Source organism: Mobilicoccus massiliensis, from assembly GCF_000826525.2.
Taxonomy (GTDB): domain Bacteria; phylum Actinomycetota; class Actinomycetes; order Actinomycetales; family Dermatophilaceae; genus Mobilicoccus; species Mobilicoccus massiliensis.
In genome coordinates this window covers 14,787-40,472 of the sequence record NZ_LN651331.1, presented here as the reverse complement: position 1 = coordinate 40,472, position 25,686 = coordinate 14,787, and the positions used below count along the sequence as shown (strand labels likewise).

Sequence of the window (25,686 nt, the reverse complement as noted above, 5' to 3'; positions counted from 1 at the left end):
CGGGTGCGAACCCGCACGACCGGTGAACCGTGTACCAGAACCGCCTGTTCGAGCGCGTCAGTGCGGTCAGGGGCAGCCGGCCCGATCCCCCAGTGCCTCGGCCAGCGCCGCTCGCATCGCCGCCAAAGGCGCGGAGCGACCCGTCATGAGTTCCACCTGGGCGGCCGCCTGATGCAGCAGCATCTCCGAACCCGGCACGACCGTGGCCCCGCACCCCGCCGCCCACCGCGCCATCGGCGTCGGCCAGTCGGCGTAGACGGCGTCGAGCACGACCGTGCCGTGCAGATCCGCGTCGGCCGGAAAGCCGGCCTCGAGACCGAGTGGAGCCCCCGCCGGCAGGGTCGACACGACGACGTCGGCCCGCGCTGCGACGGCCCCCACCTCGTCGGGGCGGGTCAACGGCACCACATCGACCGTCATCCCCAGCCGCGCGGCGAGGGCCCGGGTCTGGGAACGCACCTGGTCGCGCACGACGAACGTCACGTTGCGCGTCCCGAGACGGGCCAGAGCGTCGAGCGCCGAGCGGGCCGTGGCCCCCGAGCCGAGGACGACACCGCGTGAGCAGCGACGCACCCCTGCCTCGACGAGCGCGGCCACGATCCCGTCGGGATCGGTGTTCGAGGCCACCCAGCCGTCCTCACGACGCACGAGCGTGTTCGCCGCCCCGATGCGTCGAGCCTGCTCGGTCGCGGCCACCGCGAGGTCGAGCGCCGCCTCCTTGTCGGGCATCGTCACCGACAGCCCCACCCAGTCGGGCCCGAGGCCCTCGACGAACGTGCGCAGGTCGAGTTCGCCCTCACCGCCGATGCGGTGGCGTTCGTACCCCCAGCCGTGCAGGCCGAGTGCGCGGTAGGCCGCCTCGTGCAACACCGGTGAGAGCGAGTGCTCGACCGGGGAGCCGACGACACCGGCCCGGTGGGTCAGCACTTGCCCGGGTTGGCCTGGCACCACGCCTGGAACTTCTGCACGTTCGCGTTGTGCTCGGAAAGGCTCGAGGCGAAGAGGGTCTCACCGGACTGCGGGTTCACCGTGACGAAGTACTTCCAGTCGCCCTTGGCCGGGTGCAGGGTCGCCTCCACCGCGTTCGCGCCCGGGTTGTTGATCGGCCCCTTGGGCAGCCCCGGGTGCAGATAGGTGTTGTAGGGGTTGTCGTGCCGGCGCTCGGCGTCGGTCGTCGTGAGCGTGCGCTTACCCACCCCGTAGGCCACCGTCGAGTCCATCTGCAGCGCCATGCCGGTGCGCAGCCGGTTCTCGATGACGGCCGCCACCTTCGGACGATCCTGGGGCAGCCGTCCCTCGGCCTCGACGATGCTCGCGATCGTGATGACCTTGCGCATGTCCTTCTCGGGCACTCCCATCGTCGAGTACCGGGCCTTGGCCTGGCTCACGAGCTCCTCGAGCTGCCCGGCGGCGCCGGTCTTGGGGCCGAAGGTGTAGGTGGCCGGGAAGAGGAAGCCCTCCGTGCTGCCCTGCGCCGCCGCAGGCAGGCCGATCTCCTTGGTGTTCTTGGCCGCCTTGACGTAATCGGCGACCGGAGCCCCCGTGGCCTTCGACAGCTCGGCGTAGATCTCCGCGGCCCGCAACCCCTCCCGGATCGTCACCGTCACCTCGTCGCGAGCCTTGCCGCTGCGCAACGCGCTGAGGGCGTCGCTCGCCTTCATCTGCGTGGGGAGGACGTAGCTGCCCGGCTGGATCTCGTCGCCGGGCTGCTTCTCCAACGCGTCCTCGAACGCATCGGTCGTCTTGACGACGCCGGCGTCGACGAGGGTCTGGGCGATGACCCGGCCGCTGTCCCCCTGATGCACGACGACGGCGGCCTTGCCGGTGCCGGGCCCGTCGTAGTCCTTGCTCGCGAACATGTCGGCGACGATCGGCGCCACGAACTGGAACGCGAGAACGATGCCCAGAAGGAGCACGACCAGCGCACCGCCCAGGATGGCCAGGCGCCGGCGTCGTGCCGGATCCCGGCGCGCATCGCCGGAGTGGCGCTCGTCGTGCTCGTCCTCCTCGAACACGGGGTGAGACCCGTCGTTCTCGTCGTGGTGCCCGGAGTCGTGCCCGGCGAGGAGGGCGGAGTACCCGGGACCGCGGTCGTGATCGTCGTCCGGATGCACCTCGTCGGGATACCCGCGCTCGCCGCCCCCGTTCACGTCGGCGTCGTCGTACCCCCCGTCGTACTCCTGCTCGTACCCGCCGTCGTACCCGCGGTCGTGCCCGCCGTCGTCGGCATGACCGCCGTACTCGTCGTCGTACCCCAGATAGCCGTACTCCTCACGGCCGTCGTCGTTGCGGTGACCGTTCTCGGCCGGGGCGTCGAGCCCCCCGTCGTCCTCGACGGCCTCCTGGTCGAAGACGTCTCCGCGCCGCGCATCGGCGCGCCCCTCTCCGGACCGGTCGTCACGGCGGTGTCGGTCGGTCATGCGTGGCGTCCTTTGTGTCGGGGTTTTCGTGTCGTGACCACCTCACCGGGAGGCAGGCCACGCGCACGTTCGGTGTCGAGCGCGGTCTGGAGGATGAGCACGGCGGCCGCCTGGTCGATCACCTCTCGATGCCGGCGCCCCGAGCGGCCGCTCTCGTGCAGGCCACGGTGGGCGTCGACGGTCGTGAGCCGTTCGTCGACGAGACGCACGGGCACGGGCGCGACGGCCCTGGCGAGCGCGCGCGCGTACTGCCGAGCGCTCACCGCCGCCGGGCCCTCGTCGCCGGAGAGCGACCTCGGGAGTCCGACGACGACCTCGATCGCGGCCTGCTCGACGACAGCGTCGGCGATACGTGTGAGGTCCTCACCGTCGAGGCTCTCGGCACCCGCGCGGGGCAGGGTGGCCACAGGGGTCGCGAGCACGCCGGCCGGATCGGACATCGCAAGCCCGACCCGTGCCGACCCCACGTCGACGCCCATGCGCACTCCCGTTCTCACAGGTGCATCATCCCGCAGTGCCCGCCACGGAGGTCTCGATCGCCGTCAGCGCGTCGCCGGCCTTCGTCGCGTCGGAGCCGCCGCCCTGGGCGACGTCGTCCTTACCGCCTCCGCCGCCACCGAGAACTCCGGCGGCGACCTTGACGAGAGCGCCCGCCTTGACGCCCTTGTCGCGGGCGCCGGCGTTGGTGGCGACGATGACGACCGGTCGCTCCTTGCTCACCGCGGTGAGCGCGACGACGGCCGGGTGGGCGTCACCGAGGCGGCTGCGCAGGTCGAGTGCGAGCGTGCGCAAGTCGTCGGCCGTGACCGCGGCACCGATGTCGTGGGTGAGCACGCGGATGCCGGCGATGTCCTTGGCCTGGTCGACGAGCGAGGCCGCCTGGGCGAGCACCTGCTGCTGACGCATGGCGTTGATCTCGCGCTCGGCGTCCTTGAGGCGGGTGAGCATCGCCGAGATGCGGTCGGGCAACTCGTCGGGGCGAGCCTTGACGATGTCGGTGAGCTGGGAGAGCACGGCGCTCTCGCGCGCGAGGTGGGAGTACGCGTCGGCACCCACGAGTGCCTCGACGCGGCGCACGCCCGACCCGATCGAGGACTCGCCGAGCAGTTTGACGACGCCGAGCTGGCCGACGCTCATCGCGTGCGTGCCGCCGCAGAACTCCTTGCTCCACGTGCCGTCGCCGATGGAGACGACCCGCACCTCGTCGCCGTACTTCTCGCCGAACATCGCGAGTGCGCCCGACTCCAGCGCCGCCTTCTTGTCCATCACCTGCGCACTGACCGGCTGATCGCTGAGCACGACCTCGTTGATGCGGCCCTCGATCTCGCTGAACAGCGTCGGCGAGACCGGCTGGCCCCAGCTGAAGTCGAACCGCAGCCGACCGGGCGCGTTCTCGGAGCCGGCCTGGGTCGCGGTGCTCGACAGCGCGTCGCGCAGCGACTGGTGGAGGATGTGCGTCGCCGTGTGGGCGCGCGAGACCGAGCGTCGGCGGTCGACGTCGATGCTGCTGCGTGCGCGGTCGCCGACGCCGACCTCACCCTCCTCGACGACGCCGCGATGGACGATGAGCCCGGTGATGGGCTTCTGCACGTCGGTGACCCGGACGCGCGCGCCCTCGAGTTCGATGACGCCCTGGTCGGCGAGCTGGCCGCCGCTCTCGGCGTAGAACGGGGTGGCGTCGAGCACGAGCTCGACCTCGTCGCCCGCCTTGGCCCGGCGGTCGCTGTTGCCGCCGACGAGCAGGCCGGCGACCCTGCCCTCCCCGGCCACGCTCTCGTAGCCGAGGAAGTCGACGGGCGCGCCGAGAGCGTCGGCGATCTCGCGGTACTGGTGGGTGTCGACGTGACCGCTCTTCTTGGCCTTGGCGTCGGCCTTCGCGCGGTTGCGCTGCTCGGCCATGAGCGAACGGAAACCCTCCTCGTCGACCGACAGGCCCTGCTCGGCGGCCATCTCGAGGGTGAGGTCGATGGGGAACCCGTAGGTGTCGTGGAGCTGGAACGCGTCGTGCCCACCCAGCTTCGTGCCCCCGGCGGCCTTCGTGCGGCTCACCGCGGTGTCGAGGATCGTCGTGCCCGAGACGAGCGTGCGACGGAATGCCTCCTCCTCGGCGTACGCGATGTCGCTGATGCGCGACCAGTCCCGCTTCAGCTCGGGGTAGGAACGGCTCATCTGCTCCATCGAGACCGGCAGCAGCTCGGGCAGGCAGGGTGCCTCGACGCCCAAGAGGCGCATCGAGCGGATCGCCCGGCGCAGGAGCCGGCGCAGCACGTAGCCGCGGCCCTCGTTGCCGGGGCGCACCCCGTCGCCGATAAGCATGAGCGAGGAGCGCACGTGGTCGGCCACGACGCGGAATCGCACGTCGTCGGCGTCGTTCGCGCCGTAGGAGCGCCCGGAGAGCTGTTCGGCACGTTCGATGACGGGGTAGACCTCGTCGATCTCGTACAGGTTGTCGACGCCCTGGAGCAGGTAGGCCACGCGCTCCAGACCCATGCCGGTGTCGATGTTCTGGGCCGGCAGCGGCCGCACGACCTCGAAGTCGTCCTTGGCGTTGACGTTGGTGATCTCCTCGGTCTGGAACACGAGGTTCCAGATCTCGAGGAACCTGTCCTCGTCCGCCTCGGGGCCGCCGTCGACGCCGTACTCCGGCCCGCGGTCGATGTAGATCTCCGAGCACGGGCCGCCCGGGCCCTCGACGCCCATGTGCCAGTAGTTGTCCTCGAGCCCGCGGCCCTGGATGCGCTCGGCCGGCACGCCCACGTCGAGCCAGTGCTGTCGGGCCTCGACGTCACCGTCGGGATAGTCGGGGTGCACGCCCGGGCCGAGGACCGTGACCCACACCTTGGCGGGGTCGAATCCGAAGCCGCCCGCGTCCTGGCTGCCGGTGACGAGCTGCCACGCGAACTCGATCGCGCCCTTCTTGAAGTAATCGCCGAACGAGAAGTTGCCGTTCATCTGGAAGAACGTGCCGTGCCGCGTGGTCTTGCCGACCTCGTCGATGTCGCCCGTGCGCACGCACTTCTGCACGCTGGTGGCGCGCTTGTACGGCGGCGTCTCCTGCCCGAGGAAGTACGGCTTGAACGGCACCATGCCGGCGTTGACGAACAACAGGTTGGGATCGTCGTAGAGCAGGGAGGCGCTGGGGACCACGGTGTGTCCCTTGCTCTCGAAGAAGCGGAGCCAGCGGCGCCTGATCTCGGCGGTTTCCATGAGTCGTCCTTCTCGCATCGATTACCGCGGACTGCACGTCCGCGGTCTGGGCCAAGCGTAAGACGTGGCGCCGACATCGCCTCGGCGTGACCCGGCCCGGGGGCGCGTCCGCGCCGGTCGGAGGCCGTGCCGCCGGCCGCTCGGGAACATCTCGACAGCAAGATCACGATTGGGTCACGACGGCGACATTGTCTCGAAGTGCGCGCGCGGGCCGCTCCGATGGCTCTACCTTGGGGCAACGCCTTAGGGCGCCGACGTCGCACCGGACATCTCGGGCGGCCTCACCCCCCGCAACGAACCACCCGGCCGCGCCGACCAGCCCGGCCGGAGCAGGAGGTCACGACCAATGCAATCCAAGACGCGCGCGGCCCTGGTGGCCTCTCTCTCCGCGACGGCTCTCCTCGCCGCCTGTGGCGGCGGCGGTGGCGACGCCGGGGGCGGTGGCGGCACCGCGGGTGGCGGTGGTGCCGGCGGTGGCGAGATCGTCGTCCGTGGCTGCCAGCCGCAGAACCCGCTCATCGGCGGCGACACCGGCGAGTCCTGCGGACACGACATCGTCGAACTGTTCGCCTCGACCCTGTTCAGCTACGACCCCAAGACGGGCGAGCCCCGCCCCGACATCGCCCAGTCGGTCGAGAGCGACGACAACCAGCACTTCACGGTCAAGATCAAGGGCGACCGCAAGTTCTCCGACGGCACCCCCGTCACGGCCAAGAGCTTCGTCGACGCGTGGAACTACACGGCCTACGGCCCGAACGCGCAGTACCTCTCCTACTTCATGAGCCCCATCAAGGGCTACGAGGACGTCAGTTCTGAGGACCCCGACGGCGAGGACGGCCCCAAGAAGGCCCCCGAGCCCAAGGCCAAGACGATGTCCGGCCTCAAGGTCGTCGACGACACGACGTTCACGATCGAGACGACCGAGCCGATCTCCAACCTCCCCGTGCGCCTCGGTTACACGGCCTTCGCGCCGCAGCCGGAGTCCTTCTTCAAGGACCCGGAGGCGTTCGGCAAGGCCCCGATCGGCGCGGGCCCCTACAAGGTCGACACCTACGAGCAGGGCCGCCAGGCCGTCCTCTCGAAGAACCCCCAGTACAACGGCGAGTTCGGCGGCAAGGTCGACAAGATCACCTTCCGCATCTACCAGGACAGTGAGGCCGCGTACAACGACCTCATGGCGGGTAACCTCGACGTCACCGACGAGATCCCGGCGAGCGCACTCGTGGGCAAGAAGTACCAGCAGGACCTGCCCGACCGCTGGGCGCAGGAGGCCTACCCGGCCATCCAGACCGTGACGTTCGCCCCCGAGAAGGTCTCGCCGGAATACGCCAACCCCAAGCTGCGCCAGGCGATCTCCATGGCCATCGACCGCCAGAAGGTCATCAACGACCAGTTCGACGGCGCGCGTCAGCCCGCCGACGGCTGGGTGGCCCCCGGTGTCGAGGGCTACAAGGCCGGCGCGTGCGGTGAGTTCTGCAAGTTCGATCCGGCCAAGGCCAAGCAGCTCCTGCAGGAGGCCGGCGGGTTCAACGGCAAGCTGACGATCTCCTACAACGCCGACTCGGCGCACAAGGACTGGGTCACGGCCACGTGCAACTCGATCCGCACCAACCTCGGTATCGACTGCGTCGCCACCCCGGTCACCGACTTCGCCACGTTCCGCGACCAGATCGGCTCGGGCAAGATGAAGGGCATGTTCCGCTCCGGTTGGATCGCGGACTACCCGCACATCGAGAACTTCCTCACGCCGCTGTTCAGCAAGGGCGGCTCGAGCAACGACGGCAAGTACGACAACCCCGAGTTCGACAAGAAGCTCGTCGAGGCCGGCAAGCAGCAGGGCGACGCCTCGCTCGCGGCCTACCAGGAGGCCGAGAAGATGCTGGCGGCCGACATGCCGGCCATCCCGATGTGGTACTACACCGCCACCATCGGTTGGTCCGAGAAGGCCGGCAACGTCTCGATCAACAAGGCCTCCGGGCGCCCTGACCTGCTTCAGGTCACCGTCAACCAGTGACGATGTGAGTCAGCACCGGCCCGGCTCGATCCCTGCTCCGGCACGATCGGGCCGGGCGGTGTCGTCTCGGTGAGCCGGTCGACCCCCGCGCCGACCGGGTCACCACCTTCGATCCATCCCCTGCCCCGCCCCACAAGGGCTGCCCACGACCATGGAGGTGTCCATGGGCAAGTACGTCGTCCGACGCTTTCTCCAGATGATCCCGGTGATCCTGGGGACGACGTTCATCATCTACGCGATGGTCTTCGCTCTCCCGGGTGATCCCTCGGCCGGCAAGTGCGGTGACCGCGCATGTCCCCCGGCCGTCGTCAAGCAGATCCGCGAGGAATACAACCTCGACGACCCCCTGCCCGTCGCCTACGTCAAGTACCTCGGCAAGCTCGCCACCGGCGATCTCGGTGAGAACACGTACGGTGTGCCGGTCATGAAGGATCTGGCGCAGCGCTACCAGATCACGGGCAAGCTCGCGCTCATGGCCATCGCCATCGAGGCGGTGATCGGCATCGCCGCCGGCGTGCTCGCGGCGATCAAGAAGGGCTCGTTCCTCGATTCGCTGGTCCTCGTGAGCACGCTCGTCGTCATCTCGATCCCCGTCTTCGTCCTCGGTGTGCTCGCGCAGTACTACCTCGGCGTCAAGTGGGGGCTCTTCCCGGTCACGGTGACGAGCAAGAACCCCTCGATCTACCAACTCGCGATGCCGGCCCTCGTGCTCGCGTCGTTGTCGATGGCCTACGTCACCCGCCTCACGCGCACCAACCTCGCCGAGAACCTGCGGGCCGACTACGTGCGCACCGCCAAGGCGAAGGGCCTCACCCAGCGGCGGGCCATCGGTCTGCACGCCCTGCGCAACTCGATGATCCCCGTCATCACGTTCATGGGTTTCGACTTCGGCGCGCTGCTCGGCGGCGCGATCGTCACCGAGCGCATCTTCAACATCCAGGGCATCGGTGGCTACATCTTCCAGAGCATCAACCACCGGGACGGCTTCGCCGTCGTCGGCGCGGTCACCGCCCTGGTCATCGTGTATCTCATCGTCAACCTCATCGTCGACCTTCTGTACGGCGTGCTCGACCCGAGGATCAGCCATGACTGACAGCACCCAGGCTCAGGCCCCCACCGCGGCCTCGGGCGTCGCACCCGAGATGGCGATGGAGGTGGAGCAGTCCGACACCGGCCCGGCAAGGTCCCTCACCTCCGACGCGTGGCGGCAGTTGCGTCGCAAGCCGGCCTTCTGGTTCGCGAGCGTGCTCATCGTCGTCTTCGTCCTCATGGCCGCATTCCCCTTCCTGTTCACGAGCATCGACGCGCGGCAGACCTTCGACGTGCGCATGCGCCCGAGCTCCGAGCACTGGTTCGGCACCGACGGCCAGGGCTACGACATCTACGCGCGCACGATCGAGGGTGCCCGCGCCTCGATCCTCGTCGGGGTCTTCACGACGATCTTCACGACGCTTCTCGGCGGCACCATCGGCATCCTCGCCGCGTACCGCGGCGGCTGGATCGACGCCCTCGTCTCGCGGATCACCGACGTGTTCTTCGCGATCCCGCTGCTGCTCGGCGGCATCCTCTTCATGAGCGCGTTCCCCAACGACCAGTCGACGCCCTACCTGCTCGTCGTGTTCAAGGTCGTCGCCGCGTTGACCATCCTCGGCTGGCCGAGTCTCGCGCGTCTCATGCGCGGTGCGGCGCTGCAGGTGCTGCCGAACGACTACATCCAGGCGGCCCGTGCTCTCGGGGCCAGCCCGTGGCGGATCGTCACCGAGCACGTCCTCCCCAACTCACTCGCGCCGATCCTCGTCGTCGCGACGATCAACCTCGGCGGCTACATCACGGCGGAGGCCACCCTGAGCTTCCTCGGCATCGGTCTCGTGCCGCCGGCGGTGTCCTGGGGTGTGGCGATCAGCGAGGGTCTGCTCTTCCTGCGCACGTTCCCCCACATCCTTTTCTTCCCCAGCCTCTTCCTCAGTCTCTGCGTCCTCGCCTTCATCATGTTGGGCGACGCCGCACGTGACGCGTTCGACCCCAAGTCCCGATAGGGCAGGAAGCGAACCCATGAGCACAACCACCACCGGATCGACCTCCGGGAAGACGCCCGGGGCCGCACCCGGCACCGCCACGCATCCGGAATCGGAGTACAAGCCCGGGCCGGACGGGCTGCTGCTCGAGGTGGAGGATCTCCACGTCGAGTTCCACACCGACGACGGCGTCGCACGCGCCATCAACGGGGTCAACTTCGACCTGCGGGCCGGGGAGACCCTCGCCATCCTCGGCGAGTCGGGCTCGGGCAAGTCGGTCACGGCCCAGGCGATCATGGGCATCCTCGACATGCCGCCGGCCAAGATCCCCCAGGGCTCGATCCGCTACTGCGGGCAGGACCTGCTGACGATGCCGGAGGACAAGCGGCGACGCACCCGCGGCCCGGAGATCTCGATGATCTTCCAGGATGCCTTGAGTTCGCTGAACCCTGTGTTCCCCGTGGGCTGGCAGATCGCCGAGATGTTCCGCAAGCACCGCGGCATGAACAAGTCGGATGCGCAGGAGAACGCCATCCGCCTCATGGAGCGCGTGCAGATCCCCGCGGCCCGGCAGCGGGTCAAGGCGTTCCCGCACCAGTTCTCCGGCGGTATGCGCCAGCGCATCATGATCGCGATGTCCATCGCGCTCGACCCGGCGGTGCTCATCGCCGACGAGCCGACCACGGCCCTCGACGTCACCGTTCAGGCGCAGATCATGAACCTCCTCGCCGAGTTGCAGGAGGAGCGCCAGATGGGGCTCATCCTCATCACCCACGACCTCGGTGTCGTGGCCGACGTGGCCGACCGCATCGCGGTGATGTACTCCGGGCGCATCATGGAACGGGCCGACGTCCACGACGTGTACTCCAACCCGGCGCATCCGTACACGCTCGGTCTGCTCGAGTCGATCCCCCGCCTCGACCAGAAGGGCCAGGAGCTCGCCGCCATCGGCGGTCTGCCACCGAATCTGCTGCGGCTGCCCAGCGGCTGCGAGTTCCACCCGCGGTGCCGGTTCGCGCAGGACATCTGCCGCCGGGATCGCCCCGAGCTGGCCGAGGTCGCCCCTGGTCGACTCTCCGCCTGCCACTTCTCCAAGGAGGTGCTCCACCGTGGCTGAGCCGATCCTCGTCGCGAAGGACCTCGTCAAGCACTACCCGATCAAGGGTGGCGTGCTGCGCACGACCGTGGGCCACGTGAAGGCCGTCGACGGAGTGAGCTTCGAGCTCGGCCGGGGTGAGACCCTCGGCATCGTCGGTGAGTCGGGCTGCGGCAAGTCGACGCTCGGCCGCTTGCTCATGCGTCTGGAGGAGCCCACCTCTGGCTCGGTGGTCTTCGACGGCGCCGACATGTACTCCCACAAGGGTGCCGAGATGCGCAAGCTGCGTCGCGACATCCAGATCGTGTTCCAGGACCCGTACACCTCGCTCAACCCGCGCAAGACGGTCGGCGACATCATCGGCGAGCCCTTCGACATCCACCCTGACGTCGTGCCCCGCAAGGGCCGGCGCAAGGCGGTACAGGACCTGCTCGACATGGTCGGCCTCAACCCCGAGCACATCAACCGCTACCCCCACCAGTTCTCCGGTGGTCAGCGGCAGCGCATCGGCATCGCGCGCGGCATCGCGCTCAAGCCCAAGGTGCTCGTGTGCGACGAGCCCGTCTCGGCGCTCGACGTGTCGGTGCAGGCCCAGGTCGTCAACCTCATGGAGAAGCTGCAGAACGAGCTCGGTCTCAGCTACATCTTCATCGCGCACGATCTGTCGGTGGTCCGGCACATCTCCGACCGCGTCGGTGTGATGTACCTCGGCAAGATGGTCGAGCTCGGTACCGAGGACGAGATCTACGAGCGCACGACCAACCCGTACACGCAGGCGCTGCTCTCGGCGGTGCCGGTGCCCGACCCGACGCTGCGCGGGCAGCGCAACCAGATCGTCCTCACCGGTGACGTGCCCTCCCCCGCCAACCCGCCGACGGGGTGCCGGTTCCACACTCGGTGCTGGAAGGCGCAGGAGAAGTGCAAGGTCGAGGAGCCGCTGCTCGTCGACCGCCCCGACGGCGCGGGGGGCCACCGCAGCGCATGTCACTTCGCCGAGGTGCGCCAGGTCATCGAGACCGTCGACGTCTCCGGGCAGTCTCCCGAGGAGGCGGCGACGATGTCGGCCCGCGGCGGCGCGGTGGGCGCCACCGCGACGGTGCTCGACAAGGCCAAGGAGGCCGTCTCCGACCTCAAGGACAAGGTGACCGGTCAGAACGACGACGGCCTCGACCCGCGTGCGCCGCAGGCGCAGCAGGCGTACGGCAGCCCGCAGGCTCCTGGCGCCGGACGATCGCACGGTGACGGGGACGCGACCGGCCCGGACGTACCCGGGGATCCCCACACGCGCTGAGGTCCTCCTCGACGTCCTCTGCCCGGCTCCGCACCGCGGGGCCGGGCAGAGCCGTGCGTGGGGCAGCGTCACGAGCGCGGTGCCCGAACGATCCGGGTTCTCGGCGTTCACCGGCGTGTGTCGGTGGGCTGCGGTAGACAGGCTCCATGACCGAGGGCTACCTGCGTTACCCGCACCTGCACGGCGACACCATCGTCGCCGTGGCCGACGACGACCTCTGGCTCGTCCCGACCGAGGGCGGCCGGGCCTCGCGCCTCACGGCCGATCACGAGCCGTGCACGTTCCCGTTCTTCTCCCCCGACGGCTCACGCATCGCCTACTCGAGCGTGCGCGACGGTGACTGGGAGGTGTTCGTGCTCGACCGCTCGGCGGGCACGGCCGAACGGCTCACGTGGTGGGGGCGCCCGACGACGCGGGTGCGGGGGTGGCTCGACGACGAGCACGTGCTCGTCGCCTCCGACGCGGGTGAGCCGTTCTCGCAGCGGCGGCGACTCTTCTCCGTCGGCCTCGACGGCAGCATCGAACGTCTGCCCTACGGGCATTCGATCTCCCTCGCGGTGTCATCTTCGGGTGCCGAGGCCGTCACGTCGCCGAACCACCGCGACGCGGCGATGTGGAAGAGGTATCGCGGCGGCACGGCGCCGATGATGTGGCTCCGGCCGGACGCGGCGGCCGAATGGCGCCGGGTCCTGCCAGATGAGGAGGCCGGGCTCTGGTCACCGGCGTGGGTGGGCGACCGGCTGGTGTTCACGAGCGACCTCGGAGCCGGCTTTCCCGACCGGGGCGACGAACAGGCCCAGGTGTGGTCGGTCGACGCCCAGGGCGGCGACCTGCGTCAGCACACGTCGCACACCTCCGACCTCGGCTACGTGCGAGACACGACGACCGACGGCCGGCGGGTCGTCTACCACGCCCGTGGACGCATCTACGTCATGGACTCCCTCGATGCCGAGCCGCGCCTCGTGGAGGCCGACCTCGGCCCCTTGCCGCGTCCGCGCCGGGTCGTCACGGCCGAGGACCGCCTGCTCGCGCTGCGACCCGACGACAAGGCGAACGGATCCGTGGCCGAGTGGTATGGGCAGGCGTGGTGGCTCACCCACCGCGGGGGTCCCGCCCGGCACCTCCTCGGTGACGACTCGACGCGCATCCGTGAGGCTCGGGTCGCCGGTGACACGGTCGTCGCGGTCACCGACGAGGGCGGGGAGGACGCGCTCGTCGTCACGCCGATCGACGGCGGTGTCGATGCCCACGGCGGCGGCTCCTCCGCTCGCCGCGTGGCCGCTGGTCGCCTCGGTCGCGTGTTGCACGTTGCCCTCCCGCCGGCTGCCGACGTCGCGGGCGTCGTCTCGCACGACGGGCGCGTGAGCCTGGTCGACCTCGGTGAGAGTGCCGACGACGAGCCGGTGCGCGAGCTCTCACGCTGTGAGCACGGCGAGCCGGTCGACCTCACGTTCTCTCCCGACGGTCGCTACCTCGTGTGGTCCGAGCCGCTGGCCACCGAGGGCACCCACCGGCTCATGGTCGCCGACCGGCAGGCGCTCGGCGACGACGCGACTGCGGTGCGGGCGTTGACCTCGGGGCGTTTCCACGACTTCTCACCGGCGTTCACCCGTGACGGCAGGCACCTCGTCTTCCTCTCGGCACGCACTCTCGACCCGCATTACTCGGCGTTCGGGTTCGATCTCGCCTTCACCGATGCCACCCGCCCCTGGCTGGCCCCGCTCGCTGCCGACACCCCGGCTCCCCTGGGTCCGGCCGCCGACGGGTGGCCGTTGGAGGAGGTGACCAAGAACGACGCCGACGCCGCCGATCGCGCCTCGGCGGGCACAGCAGGCACGACCGCCAAGAACGGCGCCGTCACGTGTCCCGACCTCGACGCCGGCGGGTTCGAGGATCGCCTCGTCCCACTGCCGGTGGCCTCGGGAGACATGTCGTCGCTTCGCAGCGCCAAGGACGGGGTGCTGTGGATCCGGCACGCCGCGGGCGGCGAACTCGGCACCGTTCGGGCCGGTCTCGACGACGAGCTCCGCGACCAGCTCGAACGTTTCGACCTGGCCACGCGGACCGCCGAGACGCTCGGCGACGTCGACTCCTACGAGGTGAGCGGCGACGGCACGCGCATCGTCGTTCGCGACCGCGACGCCGTCCGCGTCGGCCCGGCCACCGAGAAGGTGGACTCCGACAGCGAGAAGCTCGTCACCGTCGACACCTCGCGTCTGCGGCGCGAGGTCGATCTGCGCACCTCGTGGCGGGCGATGTTCGACGACAACGGCCGCATCATGCGCGACCACTTCTGGCGCGACGACATGAACGGCGTCGACTGGGACGCCGTCCTCGATCGTTATCGTCCGGTTCTCGACCGCATCGCCACGCACGACGATCTCGTCGACGTGCTGTGGGAGACCGTGGGCGAGCTCGACACCTCGCACGCCTACGTCCAGCCCCGCCCGGGTGGGCGCGACGACGCGGTGGCGCACCTCGGCATCGACCACACCCACGACGCGGGTGGTGCCGTGGTCCTGCGCATCCTGCCCGGTGAGTCCTCCGACCCCGACGCCCGCTCCCCGTTGCGTGGGGCCGGCGTCGACGCCCGCGATGGCGACCGCATCGTCGCGGTCGACGGGCGCTCGGTCGACGGTGTGCCCCTGGGACGGCTGCTCGCGGGCCGGGCCAAGAAGGCCGTCGAGCTCACTCTCGAGCGCAACGGCACGAGACGGCGCGTCGCGGTGGTGCCGATCCTCGACGAGGAGGTCCTGCGCTATCAGGAGTGGGTGGCGAGCCGTCGAGCGTACGTCGATGAGAAGTCCGGTGGTCGCCTCGGCTACCTTCACGTGCCCGACATGGTGTCGAAGGGATGGGCGCAGTTCCATCGTGGGCTCGACGAGGCCACGGCCAGGGAGGGGCTCGTCGCCGACATGCGGTACAACCGGGGCGGGCACACCTCTCAGCTCGTCGTCGAACGCCTCATGCGCAGAGTCATCGGGTGGGATCTCGTCCGGCACGGCACGCCGGTGACGTATCCGGCGCAGGCCCCGCGAGGGCCGGTGGTCTTTCTCGCCAACCGCTGGTCGGGTTCCGACGGTGACATCGTCAACGCCGCCGCCCGCATCCACGGCATCGGTCCGGTCATCGGCGAGCGCACGTGGGGTGGGGTCATCGGCATCGACGGCCGCTTCGACCTCGTCGACGGTACCGGCGTCACCCAGCCGCGGTACGCCAACCACTTCGAGCAGTTCGGCTGGGGCGTGGAGAACCACGGCGTCGATCCCGACATCGAGGTGATCTTCTCCCCCGCCGACGCCGAACGCGAGCTCACGGTCGATCCACAACTCGACCGCGCGATCGAGGAGTTGCTCCGCCGCCTCGATGAGAAGCCCGCTGCCACGCCACCCCCGATGCCGCCTCCCCGCCGCCGGTGATATTGCGGCATCGCGACAACCGGGATTCAACGGCTAGACAGCGACTATTCTTGTCTCATCTTCACGAGCCACGCGCGTGCTCCAAGGAGCAGAACAGCGGCCGCAATACGCCACGACATACTCCTACGACCTCTTGAGGTCTCCTGCGGAGACCTCTCCCACGTGGTCCCAACCGGCAGTGAAGCACTCCCGTCCAGAATGGTCGAGTACAGCCTGAAGCGGCTCACGCTAGCTCGCGCCGCGGCTAAATTGGCGACGCAACGATCCAAGCGCCAAGCAGCCCACCAAGAAGAGCGCCGAAATGCGAGTGGAATGATCCACGGCAAAACCGCCGGGAGGGCAATAAGCCCCGCGCCCCACCCGTTCTGCAACGCAGCCAAGAACGCCATCGCTATCCAAACAACGTTACCCAGAGAGAAGAGTATCAATTTCACGACGACATCAGACCTGCTTCTGACCCAAGAGGAAGGGAGTTCCGCGACGATCCAAAGGGTGGGCATCGAAAGAGCACATAGAAGCAGCAGGACAATCCAGACCACGACGAGGGCAGCTCCAAAACGTAAGGGTTCCCTAGAAGCCACTTCTACCGCGTCCATTTCAGGTAGCGACACAAGGAGCAGGCAGGCAGCGACTGCGCATGAGAGTGCGTAGATCCCGGTCAGCCAACCCCAGCGAGCGCGTCGGTGATCATCAAGCGGCGACCTGCGTTCATCACACAATAGCCTTAGCTGCGTGAACTTCGCCTCCAGTCGTTTCAGCTTTTCTGCTTCCTTTGTTTGCGCCTCGAGCCAATATTCGGGCGGCACTTGCGACATGCCACTCAAGCACAAGAGCAATCCGCCCATCAGGATCAGTACAACTGCCGCGACTTGCCTCCCGGCGTCGCCAGGGAGCATGAAGGACGCCCACACCACATAGGCAATCGCGAGCAACCTTGAGCCTTTGTCAACGATAAGGTCGAGCATGCGCCTTCTGGCCGCCTCCGATGACCCCTCCACCACGCCGTACCTGTTGAAGGACGTGGCGACAAACAGTGCGACCATAATGGCCGCCACCGCGATACTCAAGGCCACGGATTCGCTTCCAGAAGGAAGACTTCGCGAGATCCCTGTTACCGCGTCGCGATACTGATGAGCCCCCTGCGCCGAGAACCCGTCAGCGCCGTTGCCGAGGATGAAGACGGCGAGGTGTGCTGCAATTGGCAGAGGGGCCATGCCGATCATCATCACCAGTATCGAATCCCGCATTCGTCGATACTCGGCATCAGCACCGCTAACCCCTGGCTGATTGACCCCGTTCACTTCAGACCCCCACCGCGCAGCCTCTCGCGCAGCCACCGCCAGCGTTCGACCATGCGGGCCTCGAAACCCCGTTCCTTGGGGTGGTAGTAGTCGGCGTTCTGCAACGAGTCGGGCAGGTACTGCTGCGCGGCCACCGAGTCGGGCTCGTCGTGGGCGTACACGTACCCGCCGTGCGCGTCGCCGGCCTTGCGCGCCGAGCGCGTGTGTCCCGATCCGCGCAGGTGCGTGGGCACCGGTCCGCTCTTGCCGGCTCGCACGTCGGCGACGGCGGCGTCGATCGCTCGGTAGCTCGCGTTGGACTTGGGCGCGAGGCAGTTGTGCACCACGGCCTGAGCGAGGACGATGCGTGCCTCGGGCATGCCGATCTGGGCGACGGCGTGCATGGCCGCGACGGCCGTCTGGAGCGCGGTCGGGTCGGCCATCGCGATCTCCTCACTCGCCGAGATGACGATGCGCCGAGCGATGAACCGCGGATCTTCGCCGGCCTCGAGCATGCGAGCGAGGTAGTGCAGCGCCGCGTCGACGTCGGAGCCGCGCATCGACTTGATGAACGCGCTGGCCACGTCGTAGTGCTCGTCGCCCGCCCGGTCGTAGCGCACCGCGGCCTGCGCCACCGCCTGCTCGACGTGAGCGAGGGTGATCGGTGCCGGCTCCGCCTCGTCGGGGTATCCACGTCCTCCCGGCAGGTCGTTCAGGGCCACCCCGGCAGCGGCCTCGAGTTCGGTGAGCGCCCGACGCGCGTCTCCCCCCGACATGCGCACGAGATGCTCCCGCGCGTCCGGTGCCAGGACGAAGGCCCCCGCCAGTCCGCGCTCGTCGGAGACCGCAGCGTCGAGCACCTCACCGATCTCGTCGTCGGAGAGCGACTCGAGCGAGACGAGCACCGATCGCGACAACAGCGGAGCGATGATCGAGAACGACGGGTTCTCGGTGGTGGCCGCGACGAGGATGACCTGGCGGTTCTCGACCCCGGGCAGCAACGCGTCCTGCTGCGCCTTGCTGAACCGGTGGATCTCGTCGAGGAAGAGCACCGTGGCCCGGCCGTACATGTCGCGGTCGCGGGCCGCGGCCTCCATGACCGCGCGGACGTCCTTGACCCCGGCCGTCACGGCCGACAACTCGACGAAGCGGCGTCCCTCGGCGTTGGCCACGAGGTGGGCGAGTGTCGTCTTGCCGGTACCCGGCGGCCCCCAGAGGATCGCCGACATCGGCCCCACGCGCCCCCCGCCCTGGCCGCCTTCGACCAGACGCCGCAGGGGGCTGCCGGGGCGCAGGACGCCGGCCTGGCCACGCACCTCCTCGAGGGAGCGAGGCCGCATGCGCACCGCCAGCGGCGGGCGCACGTCGCCTTCGCGGCCCGAGCGAATCGCATCGTCACCCGTCTCGTCGGCGAGCTCGCGGCCGGCTGCGAACAGATCGTCACTCACGCCCGCCACGCTAGTCGGCGCCACCGACAGTCGTTCCCTCACGCCGCGCCGGCTGCGAGTGTCCACTCCTCGACACGAGGTTTCCGCCGAACCCTGCTGCAGCCCAGGCGCACCCGATCCGACCTGCGCTGATGTGCTGGCAGACGTCCCCATCGGCGCCGTACCGCCCCTAGACTGCGCGCGTGCTCGGACTCTGGGGGGAGCGCTCGCCTCGTGATCTCACGACGGCCGAGATCGTGGCAACCGCATTCGTCGTGGCCGTCGCGGCCGGCGACCTCACGCTGTACCCGTTGATCCACCTTCGTGCGGCGACCCTCGTTCCGGTGGCCGTCGCCGTCGTGGCTCTGTGGGTGGCGCGCCACGCGTCGTGGCGTCGGTCGCCGCCTGCCTCGTTGCTGCTGCTCGCGGCCGTCGTCGCGATCTGGGTGCCGACCGCGCTGCTCCGGGCACCGGACCCGGTGGCAGGACGTGCCGAGGCGCAGGGTCTCGTGGCCGGAGTGGCCGTCGCGGTGGGGGTCGTCGCGCTCACCCGGGGCAGCGCGTGGGGACTGTCGGCGGTGCGTCGTGGCTGGTCACTCGCGCTCCTGCTCTCGGTCGTCGTCGGCACGATCGAGCTCGTCACGCATCGCCACCTCTGGGTCGGTGAGGGCCTGGCCTGGGCCGAGGCGGAGCGCACGATCCTCGCCGGCGCGTTCCGCAACCCCAACGACTTCGCCATCGCCCTGACCGCGATGATCTCGGGCACGCTGGCCGACGCCGCGAGCCGCCGATCACCGTGGCGTGGTGCGTTGTTCGCGCTCGTCGTGCTGGGCGCGATCGGGGTGGCGCTCACCGAGAGCCGCTCGGGGATGCTCACCCTCCTCGTCGTGCTCGCCGCGCACGCGTGGTCGGCACTGCGCCGGCGCGGGACGACGATCCCGCGACGCACCGCCGTCGTGCTCGCCACCGGCGTCGGTGCTCTGCTCGCCGCCTCGTTCCTCGTTCCCGCGTTGGCGGCGCGCAACCCCGTCCTACGGGCGCTCGTCGCGACGACGCAGCCGGGCACCGCACGCTCCGACGAGCTGCGTCTCGACCTCATCCGCGCCGCCCTGCGGTATCTGCGAGACTCCGACGGGCTCGGCACCGGAGCCGCCTCGTTCGAGGTGCTCCTCATGAACGACCCGGCTCCCGGGGTGGCGATGCGCACGTGGCTGCACAACTCCTTCGTCGAGATCGTCCTGCAGTACGGGGTCGTGGTGGCCGCAGCGCTCGGACTCGTGATGATCGCGGTCATCGCCGCGCTGTTCCCGCGTCCGCGGTGGGCGTCCTCCTCGACGGCCCGCGTCGAGGGCGCCGGGGCTCTCGTCGCGTACGTCGCCCTCGGGTGCGCGGCGGCCTCGGCCGTGACGACCCCGATCTGGTGGCTCATGCTCGGCCAGGCCGTGGCGTCCACGTGGTGGTTGAGCGCGCGTCCGGCACCGCTCGAGCTGCCGGGAGCCGCGCGGCGAGGCACTCGCCCCGGTGCGACGACGGCGACGACCTGACAGGCGGCGCCGCGCCCCGCTGCGGCGGTCGGCATGCTGAGTCCATGCTCATCGACCTGCGCTCTCGCGCCGAACTCCGGGCGCTCACCGGCCCCGGCGACGCCTTCGCCCGCCTGGACCCGAGCGAGGAGTTGCGCGGCTGGGGGCAGGCGGACGGGACGGTCGCGGTGATCCGGGCGTCGAGCTTTCGCCCGCCGAGCCTGTTCGTGTGGGGACCCGACGTCGCCGGGCTCCTCGACGCGCTGATCGACGAGGACGTGGTGGGCCGGTTCGAACTGGCCGGGGTCTCCGTCCCGTATCCGGCCCGCGACGAGGTCACCGCCCGTTTCGCGGTCGCCGGCGGCGGAGACTGGGACTGGATGTGGACCGACCGTCCGACCCCGCGCGCGCCGGGTTCGCACGTCCCGCTCGTCGCACTCGACGACACCCGCGACGCCGCCGAGATCGCCGCCCTCGGCGCCGAGAATCCCCGGTTCGAGGGCGTGCCCGGCCAGGGCTACAACGATCGTTGGCTCGGGGTACGCGACGCCGACGGAACGCTCGTGGCCTGTGGAGCGGTCCAACGGCTTCCTGCCGGCACCGCCCATCTCGGCGGAATCCTCGTGGCCTCCGATCACCGCCGCCGCGGGCTGGGAACCGCCATCAGCGCCGCCCTCACCGACGACATCGTGCGAGCCGAGGGCGTGTGCACCCTGGGCATGTACTCCGACAACGACGCCGCCCGTGCCCTGTACACACGCCTGGGCTACACGACCGACAAGAGCTGGGCCAGCAGGAGGCTCGCGTGACCGTGACCTCACCCCGGTCTCCCACCGCGAGCGGGCCGCGGATCCGACCGGCCTGTCCGGTCCGCCGCCCACCTCGCCTCCGTACGCTGACGCCATGACCTCCACCCCCGATGCCCTCGTCGACCCGGCCGCCTGGCTCGCCGCCGCGTCCATCTCCCCCGAGGTCGCCGAGCTGCGGCCGGACTACCGCTGCGTGCTCGTCACGGCTATCGGTCTGGAACCGGGCCCGTCGGACGAGGTCAGCGACGCGCTGCTGTCCGAAGCCGAGCAGTCGGCACGGGCGGAGATCGGGGACGGCCGGGTCGAGGAACTCGGTCATGTCGCGGCGTGGAGGGAGGCCTTCCGCGCGTTCGGCGCCAAGCCACAACGCACGCGCAACAGCGCAGAAGCGCTGCTGCGCCGGGTGGCGGACGGCCTTCCGCGCACCAACCGCCTCGCCGACGCCTACAACGCGGTCTCCGTGCGATGCCAGGTCCCGTTGGGCGGGGAGAACCTGCGCGCCTACGACGGCCCCCTACGTCTCGTGAGGGCCACAGGCGAGGAGGAGTTCGGCACGCTCGCCTCCGGAGAACAGGCCGTCGAGCACCCCGACGCCGGCGAGGTCGTCTGGCGGGACGACGCGGGCGTGACGTGTCGTCGCTGGAACTGGCGGCAGGGCCACCGCACCCGGCTCACCGACGACACCGCCGACGCGATCTTCATCTGCGACGTCCTCGACGTCGAACCGGGCGACGCGCCGGCCCGCGCCGAGCAGGTGCGCGACGCGCTCGTCGACGCCCTGCGCCGTGTGGGGCCGAACGCCTCGATCGAATCGCGCATCGTCGCGGCGACACCTGCCGAGGACGATGACGGTCCACGGTGACCGAGGGCGCATACTGCGAGGGCAGGGGTTCGCATCGCGACGAGCCGCGGACGAAGAGCAAGGACGTCGATGGGATCCAGCGTGGAGCACCCCGAGACCGACGAGTCGGATTCCACGGGTGCCTCGGCGACTCCGCCGCAGCGAACCGGCGCGCTGCACGGACTGTGGGTGTTTCTCCGCGAGGTCGTCATCGTCGTCGCGTTGGCGCTCGTGCTCTCGCTGGTCCTCAAGACCTGGGTGGTGCAGAGCTTCTGGATTCCCTCGGGGTCGATGGAGAACACCCTGCGCATCCACGACCGCGTCGTCGTCAGCCTGTTCACTCCGCGGTTCGCCGATCTCGAGCGCGGCGAGATCGTCGTCTTCACCGATCCCGGCGGCTGGCTCGGTGCCCAGCCGCCCGCCGAGGCACCCGCCACCGGGCTGCCGGCGGCCGTCGAGCAGGGTCTGTCGTGGGTCGGCATCCTGCCCGAGGATGCCGGTAATCACCTCATCAAGCGCGTCATCGGACTCCCCGGCGACCGGGTGGCCTGCCAGGGGGACGGGTCGCCGGTCACGGTGAACGGCGTTCCTCTCACCGAGCCCTACCTCTACCCCGGCGCGGCGCCGAGCGATACGGCGTTCGACATCCGCGTTCCCGAGGGTCACGTCTGGGTCATGGGCGACCACCGCAACGACTCGGCCGACTCCCGCGAGCACGACCACCCGGGCGAGAACGGATCCGCGGGGTCGGTGCCGATCGACGACGTCGTGGGCCGGGCCGTCGCCGTCATGTGGCCGGTCTCGCACCTGGACTGGCTGGGTGTGCCCGAGACGTTCGAGTCCGTGCCGCCGCCGGCGGCGGGCTGACCGCTACTGCTTCCCTCAACGCGACACGCTTACCCCCTGGGGGTATGTTCGGGACATGACGACCTCAGCGCGTAAGGAGCGAATCATGTTCAGCCGCACTCTCGTCCGTTCGACGATTCTCGCCGCCGCCGGCGTCCTCGCGGTGGCCGGGTGCTCCTCTCCCCCGACCGACGACTCGGCGCAGAGCCCGACGAGCTCGGCGTCTGCCTCGTCGTCCGCAGCCTCCTCTCCGGCGGCCTCGCCGACGAGTTCCGCGCCCACCAGCTCGGCATCGGCCGGAGGCGGGCACGAGGGGCACGAGCAGGACGGCGGCCCCGCGCCGGCCGGGATCAAGCCCGCGGCATCGCCGAAGTTCCCCGTGGGCAGCAAGGTCGTCCTCAGCGCCGACCACATGCCCGGCATGAAGGGTGCCGAGGCGACCGTCGTCGGTGCGTTCGACACGACGACCTATGCCGTGGACTACACCCCGACGAACGGCGGCGCGCCGGTCGAGGACCACAAGTGGGTCGTCCACGAGGAGCTCGTCGGTGTCGGCGACACCCCGCTGAAGAAGGGCGATCGGGCGACGATGTCGGCCGAGCACATGCCGGGCATGAAGGGTGCGGAGGCGACCATCGTCGAGGTCACGACCCAGCCCGTGTACATGGTCGACGTCGACGCCGACGGCATGATGATGAAGAACCACAAGTGGGTCGTCGAGGACGAGATGTCACCGGCGTCCTGAGTGTCCGCCGTCTGATCTCAGACGCCGGGCACTCCCGCCTCACGCAGGATCCGCGCCAGATCGTCGAGACCACGATCGTCCGCCGAGGCGTGGGTGTCGTGGACGAAGGCGGTCAGCCCAACCGATCGGGCCGCCTCGACGTTGTCCTCGCGGTCGTCGACGAAGATCACCCCGTCGGGACCGCACCCGAGGTCTGCGAGGACGGCCTCGAAGTACCCCGGATCGGGCTTGGCGATTCCGAGATCGCACGAGAAGAACGTGCGGTCGAAGCGCTGCGCGTAGCCGAGATCAACCATGATGTCGCGCCGGAACCGCTGCTGGTTGGAGGCGAGGCAACAGCGGGTCCCGGCCGCGCGCACGCGATCGACGAGTGCGAACGCGTCTTCGAAGATCTCGATCATGGCCCACGCCGAGAGCACCTCTTCGACCGCGCGCGACAGTTCCTCACCGGAATGGCCGCGGTCGCGCAGAACGCGTTCGACGCAGTCCTGGATCGTCACGGCGCCGGTGAGGGCCGGTTGCTCGGCGAGGAACATCTGCCGGACAAACCCCTCGAGGTCGTCACCGGCGTAGGGCCGCCACTTCTCCAGCCAGCCGTCGGCCGGCCACTGCAGCACCCCATCCGCGTCGAGGAGCACGGTGTGGACGGCCCCGGCAGCCCGGGAGGCGGTCAGATCGTTGCTGGTCATCGGGCTCCTCGGTGTGCTCGCGCTGGCAACTGGGCGGTACGCCCCGCGCACCGCTCAGACAGGCGCTTTCGTTCACGTCGACCATGCGCGCATGCGTGAAGACGCCTGTCCGAGCGGGCCGGGGGGATCAGCTCTCCTTGGGAGCGACGGCGGAGGTGTCCTGGGTGCCGGCGCCGGCCTTGGCCTCGTCGTCCTTCTTCTTCGGCTTGGCGTCGACCCCGGCCTCCCGGCGCTGCTGGATCGTGATCGGCGCGGGAGCGTCGGTGAGCGGGTCGTACCCGCCGCCGGACTTGGGGAAGGCGATGACGTCGCGGATCGAGTCGTAGCCGCCGAGCAGCATGACGATGCGGTCCCACCCGAACGCGATGCCACCGTGCGGCGGGGCTCCGAACTTGAAGGCGTCGAGGAGGAACCCGAACTTCTCCTGCGCCTCCTCCTCGCTCAGCCCCATGACGGCGAACACGCGTTCCTGCACGTCGCGGCGGTGGATACGGATCGATCCGCCGCCGATCTCGTTGCCGTTGCACACCATGTCGTAGGCGTAGGCGAGCGCCTCACCGGGGTCGGTGTCGAACGTGTCGAGGAACTCCGGCTTGGGTGAGGTGAACGCGTGGTGCACCGCCGTCCAGGCGCCGGACCCGACCGCCACGTCACCCGCGGCCGTCGCGTCACCGGTCGGCTCGAACAGCGGAGCGTCGACGACCCAGAGGAAGCTCCACGCGTTCTCGTCGATGAGCTCGCAGCGTCGGCCGATCTCGAGCCGGGCCGCGCCGAGCAGCGCACGGGAGGGCTTGGCCGCGCCGGCCGCGAAGAAGATGCAGTCCCCCGGCTTCGCGCCCGTGCGCTCGGGCAGCGCGGCGAGTTCGGATTCCGAGAGGTTCTTGGCCACCGGGCCACCGAGCGTGCCGTCCTCACCCACGGTGATGTAGGCGAGTCCCTTGGCCCCCCGCTGCTTGGCCCACTCCTGCCACGCGTCGAACTGGCGTCGAGGCTGGCTGCCGCCGCCGGGCATGACGACCGCGCCGACGTAGGGCGCCTGGAACACGCGGAACTGCGTGTCGGCGAACAGGTCGGTGCACTCGACGAGCTCGTTGCCGAACCGCATGTCGGGCTTGTCGGTGCCGAACCGGCGCATCGCCTCGGCGTACGTCATCCGAGGGAACGGGGTGGTCAGGTCGACGCCGATGAGCTGCCAGATCTCGCGGACGATCGCCTCGCCGAGCTCGATGACGTCGTCCTGGTCGACGAAGCTCATCTCGATGTCGAGCTGGGTGAACTCGGGCTGACGGTCGGCGCGAAAGTCCTCGTCGCGGTAGCAGCGTGCGATCTGGTAGTAGCGCTCCATGCCCGCGACCATGAGGAGCTGCTTGAACAGCTGCGGGCTCTGCGGGAGTGCGTACCACGACCCGGGTGAGAGGCGCGCCGGCACGAGGAAGTCACGGGCGCCCTCGGGCGTGGATCGCGTGAGGGTCGGGGTCTCGATCTCGACGAAGTCGCGCTCCTCGAGCACGCGGCGGGCGGCCGAACTGACCTTCGACCGCAGGCGGATCGCGTGTCCGGCGTTGCGGTCGCCGGGACGCCGCAGGTCGAGGTAGCGGTGCTTGAGACGCGCCTCCTCGCCCACGGTCGTCCGCTCGTCGATCTGGAACGGCAGCGGCGCGGCCTCGGACAGGACCTCGATCTCGGCGGCGACGACGTCGATCTCGCCGGTGGGGATGTTCGGGTTGACGTCCTTGGGGTCGCGCGGGGCGACCTCGCCGGCGACCTTGACGCAGTACTCGTTGCGCAGGTCGTGCGCAGCTCCGGTGAGGACCTCGTCGCGGGCGACCACCTGGACGGTGCCCGAGGCGTCGCGCAGATCGATGAACGCCACTCCGCCGTGATCACGCCTGCGCCCCACCCATCCGGTGAGCGTGACGGTCGTGCCGGTGTCCTCGGCACGCAGGGTGCCGGCGGTGTGGGTGCGGAGCACAAGTATTCCTTTCTCGCCCCCGCATAGACGGTGCGGGAGGCCGACGGGTGTGAGCCGCAGGTCGCGGGCCCGCAGCCCATGGTACGGACACC

At 69.8% G+C, this 25,686-nt stretch carries 19 protein-coding genes; 11 read left to right on the top strand and 8 right to left on the bottom strand.

Annotated features, from left to right (window positions below; all coding sequences use genetic code 11):
- Positions 1–66: 66 nt before the first annotated feature.
- The 4 genes from BN1197_RS13115 to alaS are packed head-to-tail and all read right to left on the bottom strand — an operon-like array spanning position 67 to position 5,627.
- Complete coding sequence (locus BN1197_RS13115) at positions 67–927, bottom strand: shikimate dehydrogenase (RefSeq protein ID WP_040160469.1); 861 nt, start codon at positions 925–927, stop codon at positions 67–69.
- The gene (gene mltG / locus BN1197_RS13110; protein WP_082043887.1) at positions 921–2,420 is read right to left on the bottom strand and encodes an endolytic transglycosylase MltG; all 1,500 of its coding nucleotides are present in this window, start codon (positions 2,418–2,420) and stop codon (positions 921–923) included. The genes BN1197_RS13115 and mltG overlap by 7 nt, the downstream gene beginning before the upstream one ends.
- Positions 2,417–2,899, bottom strand: a complete 483-nt coding sequence (gene ruvX / locus BN1197_RS13105) for a Holliday junction resolvase RuvX (protein ID WP_052466728.1) — start codon at positions 2,897–2,899, stop codon at positions 2,417–2,419. The genes mltG and ruvX overlap by 4 nt, the downstream gene beginning before the upstream one ends.
- Positions 2,900–2,924: 25 nt before the next feature.
- The gene (alaS, locus tag BN1197_RS13100; RefSeq protein ID WP_040160465.1) at positions 2,925–5,627 is read right to left on the bottom strand and encodes an alanine--tRNA ligase; all 2,703 of its coding nucleotides are present in this window, start codon (positions 5,625–5,627) and stop codon (positions 2,925–2,927) included.
- A gap of 346 nt (positions 5,628–5,973) precedes the next feature.
- Between alaS and BN1197_RS13095 the strand changes: the two genes are divergently transcribed.
- From BN1197_RS13095 to BN1197_RS13070, 6 genes are all read left to right on the top strand, one after another.
- Complete coding sequence (locus BN1197_RS13095; RefSeq protein ID WP_040160461.1) at positions 5,974–7,641, top strand: peptide ABC transporter substrate-binding protein; 1,668 nt, start codon at positions 5,974–5,976, stop codon at positions 7,639–7,641.
- A gap of 163 nt (positions 7,642–7,804) precedes the next feature.
- Complete coding sequence (locus BN1197_RS13090; RefSeq protein ID WP_040161188.1) at positions 7,805–8,734, top strand: ABC transporter permease; 930 nt, start codon at positions 7,805–7,807, stop codon at positions 8,732–8,734.
- Positions 8,727–9,677 carry an ABC transporter permease gene (locus BN1197_RS13085; protein WP_040160458.1) on the top strand — a complete coding sequence of 317 codons (951 nt, stop codon included), beginning with the start codon at positions 8,727–8,729 and terminating at the stop codon, positions 9,675–9,677. Before BN1197_RS13090 ends, BN1197_RS13085 begins: the two co-directional genes overlap by 8 nt.
- 16 nt (positions 9,678–9,693) lie before the next feature.
- Entirely contained in the window at positions 9,694–10,773 is a 1,080-nt protein-coding gene (locus tag BN1197_RS13080; RefSeq protein WP_082043886.1) for an ABC transporter ATP-binding protein, read from the top strand.
- A complete protein-coding gene (locus BN1197_RS13075) occupies positions 10,766–12,043 on the top strand; it encodes an ABC transporter ATP-binding protein (RefSeq protein WP_082043885.1) in 1,278 nt (425 codons plus the stop codon). The genes BN1197_RS13080 and BN1197_RS13075 overlap by 8 nt, the downstream gene beginning before the upstream one ends.
- Before the next feature lie 146 nt (positions 12,044–12,189).
- Positions 12,190–15,462 carry a S41 family peptidase gene (locus BN1197_RS13070; protein WP_040160456.1) on the top strand — a complete coding sequence of 1,091 codons (3,273 nt, stop codon included), beginning with the start codon at positions 12,190–12,192 and terminating at the stop codon, positions 15,460–15,462.
- 44 nt (positions 15,463–15,506) lie between these two features.
- Here BN1197_RS13070 and BN1197_RS17120 read toward each other — a convergent pair whose 3' ends face one another.
- Together BN1197_RS17120 and BN1197_RS13065 are read right to left on the bottom strand one after the other, a co-directional pair.
- The gene (locus BN1197_RS17120; protein ID WP_141397293.1) at positions 15,507–16,709 is read right to left on the bottom strand and encodes a hypothetical protein; all 1,203 of its coding nucleotides are present in this window, start codon (positions 16,707–16,709) and stop codon (positions 15,507–15,509) included.
- Positions 16,710–16,759: 50 nt separating this feature from the next.
- On the bottom strand, positions 16,760–18,199 hold the full coding sequence (locus BN1197_RS13065; protein ID WP_040160453.1) for a replication-associated recombination protein A: 1,440 nt from the start codon (positions 18,197–18,199) through the stop codon (positions 16,760–16,762).
- Positions 18,200–18,372: 173 nt separating this feature from the next.
- Between BN1197_RS13065 and BN1197_RS13060 the strand changes: the two genes are divergently transcribed.
- The 5 genes from BN1197_RS13060 (at position 18,373) to BN1197_RS17865 (ending at position 22,933) form a co-directional block, all read left to right on the top strand.
- Positions 18,373–19,713 carry an O-antigen ligase family protein gene (locus tag BN1197_RS13060; RefSeq protein ID WP_040160450.1) on the top strand — a complete coding sequence of 447 codons (1,341 nt, stop codon included), beginning with the start codon at positions 18,373–18,375 and terminating at the stop codon, positions 19,711–19,713.
- A gap of 44 nt (positions 19,714–19,757) precedes the next feature.
- A complete protein-coding gene (locus BN1197_RS13055) occupies positions 19,758–20,501 on the top strand; it encodes a GNAT family N-acetyltransferase (protein WP_052466725.1) in 744 nt (247 codons plus the stop codon).
- 94 nt (positions 20,502–20,595) lie between these two features.
- Positions 20,596–21,363, top strand: a complete 768-nt coding sequence (locus BN1197_RS13050; protein WP_040160446.1) for a B3/B4 domain-containing protein — start codon at positions 20,596–20,598, stop codon at positions 21,361–21,363.
- A 69-nt stretch (positions 21,364–21,432) separates the two neighbouring features.
- Positions 21,433–22,209, top strand: coding sequence for a signal peptidase I (gene lepB, locus BN1197_RS13045; RefSeq protein WP_040160445.1), 777 nt, complete (start codon positions 21,433–21,435; stop codon positions 22,207–22,209).
- Positions 22,210–22,294: 85 nt separating this feature from the next.
- Complete coding sequence (locus BN1197_RS17865) at positions 22,295–22,933, top strand: YdhK family protein (protein WP_040160443.1); 639 nt, start codon at positions 22,295–22,297, stop codon at positions 22,931–22,933.
- A 17-nt stretch (positions 22,934–22,950) separates the two neighbouring features.
- Here the strand turns inward: BN1197_RS17865 and BN1197_RS13035 are convergent, their stop codons facing one another.
- Entirely contained in the window at positions 22,951–23,622 is a 672-nt protein-coding gene (locus BN1197_RS13035; protein ID WP_052466723.1) for an HAD family hydrolase, read from the bottom strand.
- A 127-nt stretch (positions 23,623–23,749) separates the two neighbouring features.
- Positions 23,750–25,594, bottom strand: a complete 1,845-nt coding sequence (gene aspS, locus BN1197_RS13030) for an aspartate--tRNA ligase (RefSeq protein ID WP_040160440.1) — start codon at positions 25,592–25,594, stop codon at positions 23,750–23,752.
- Between the last annotated feature and the right edge of the window lie 92 nt (positions 25,595–25,686).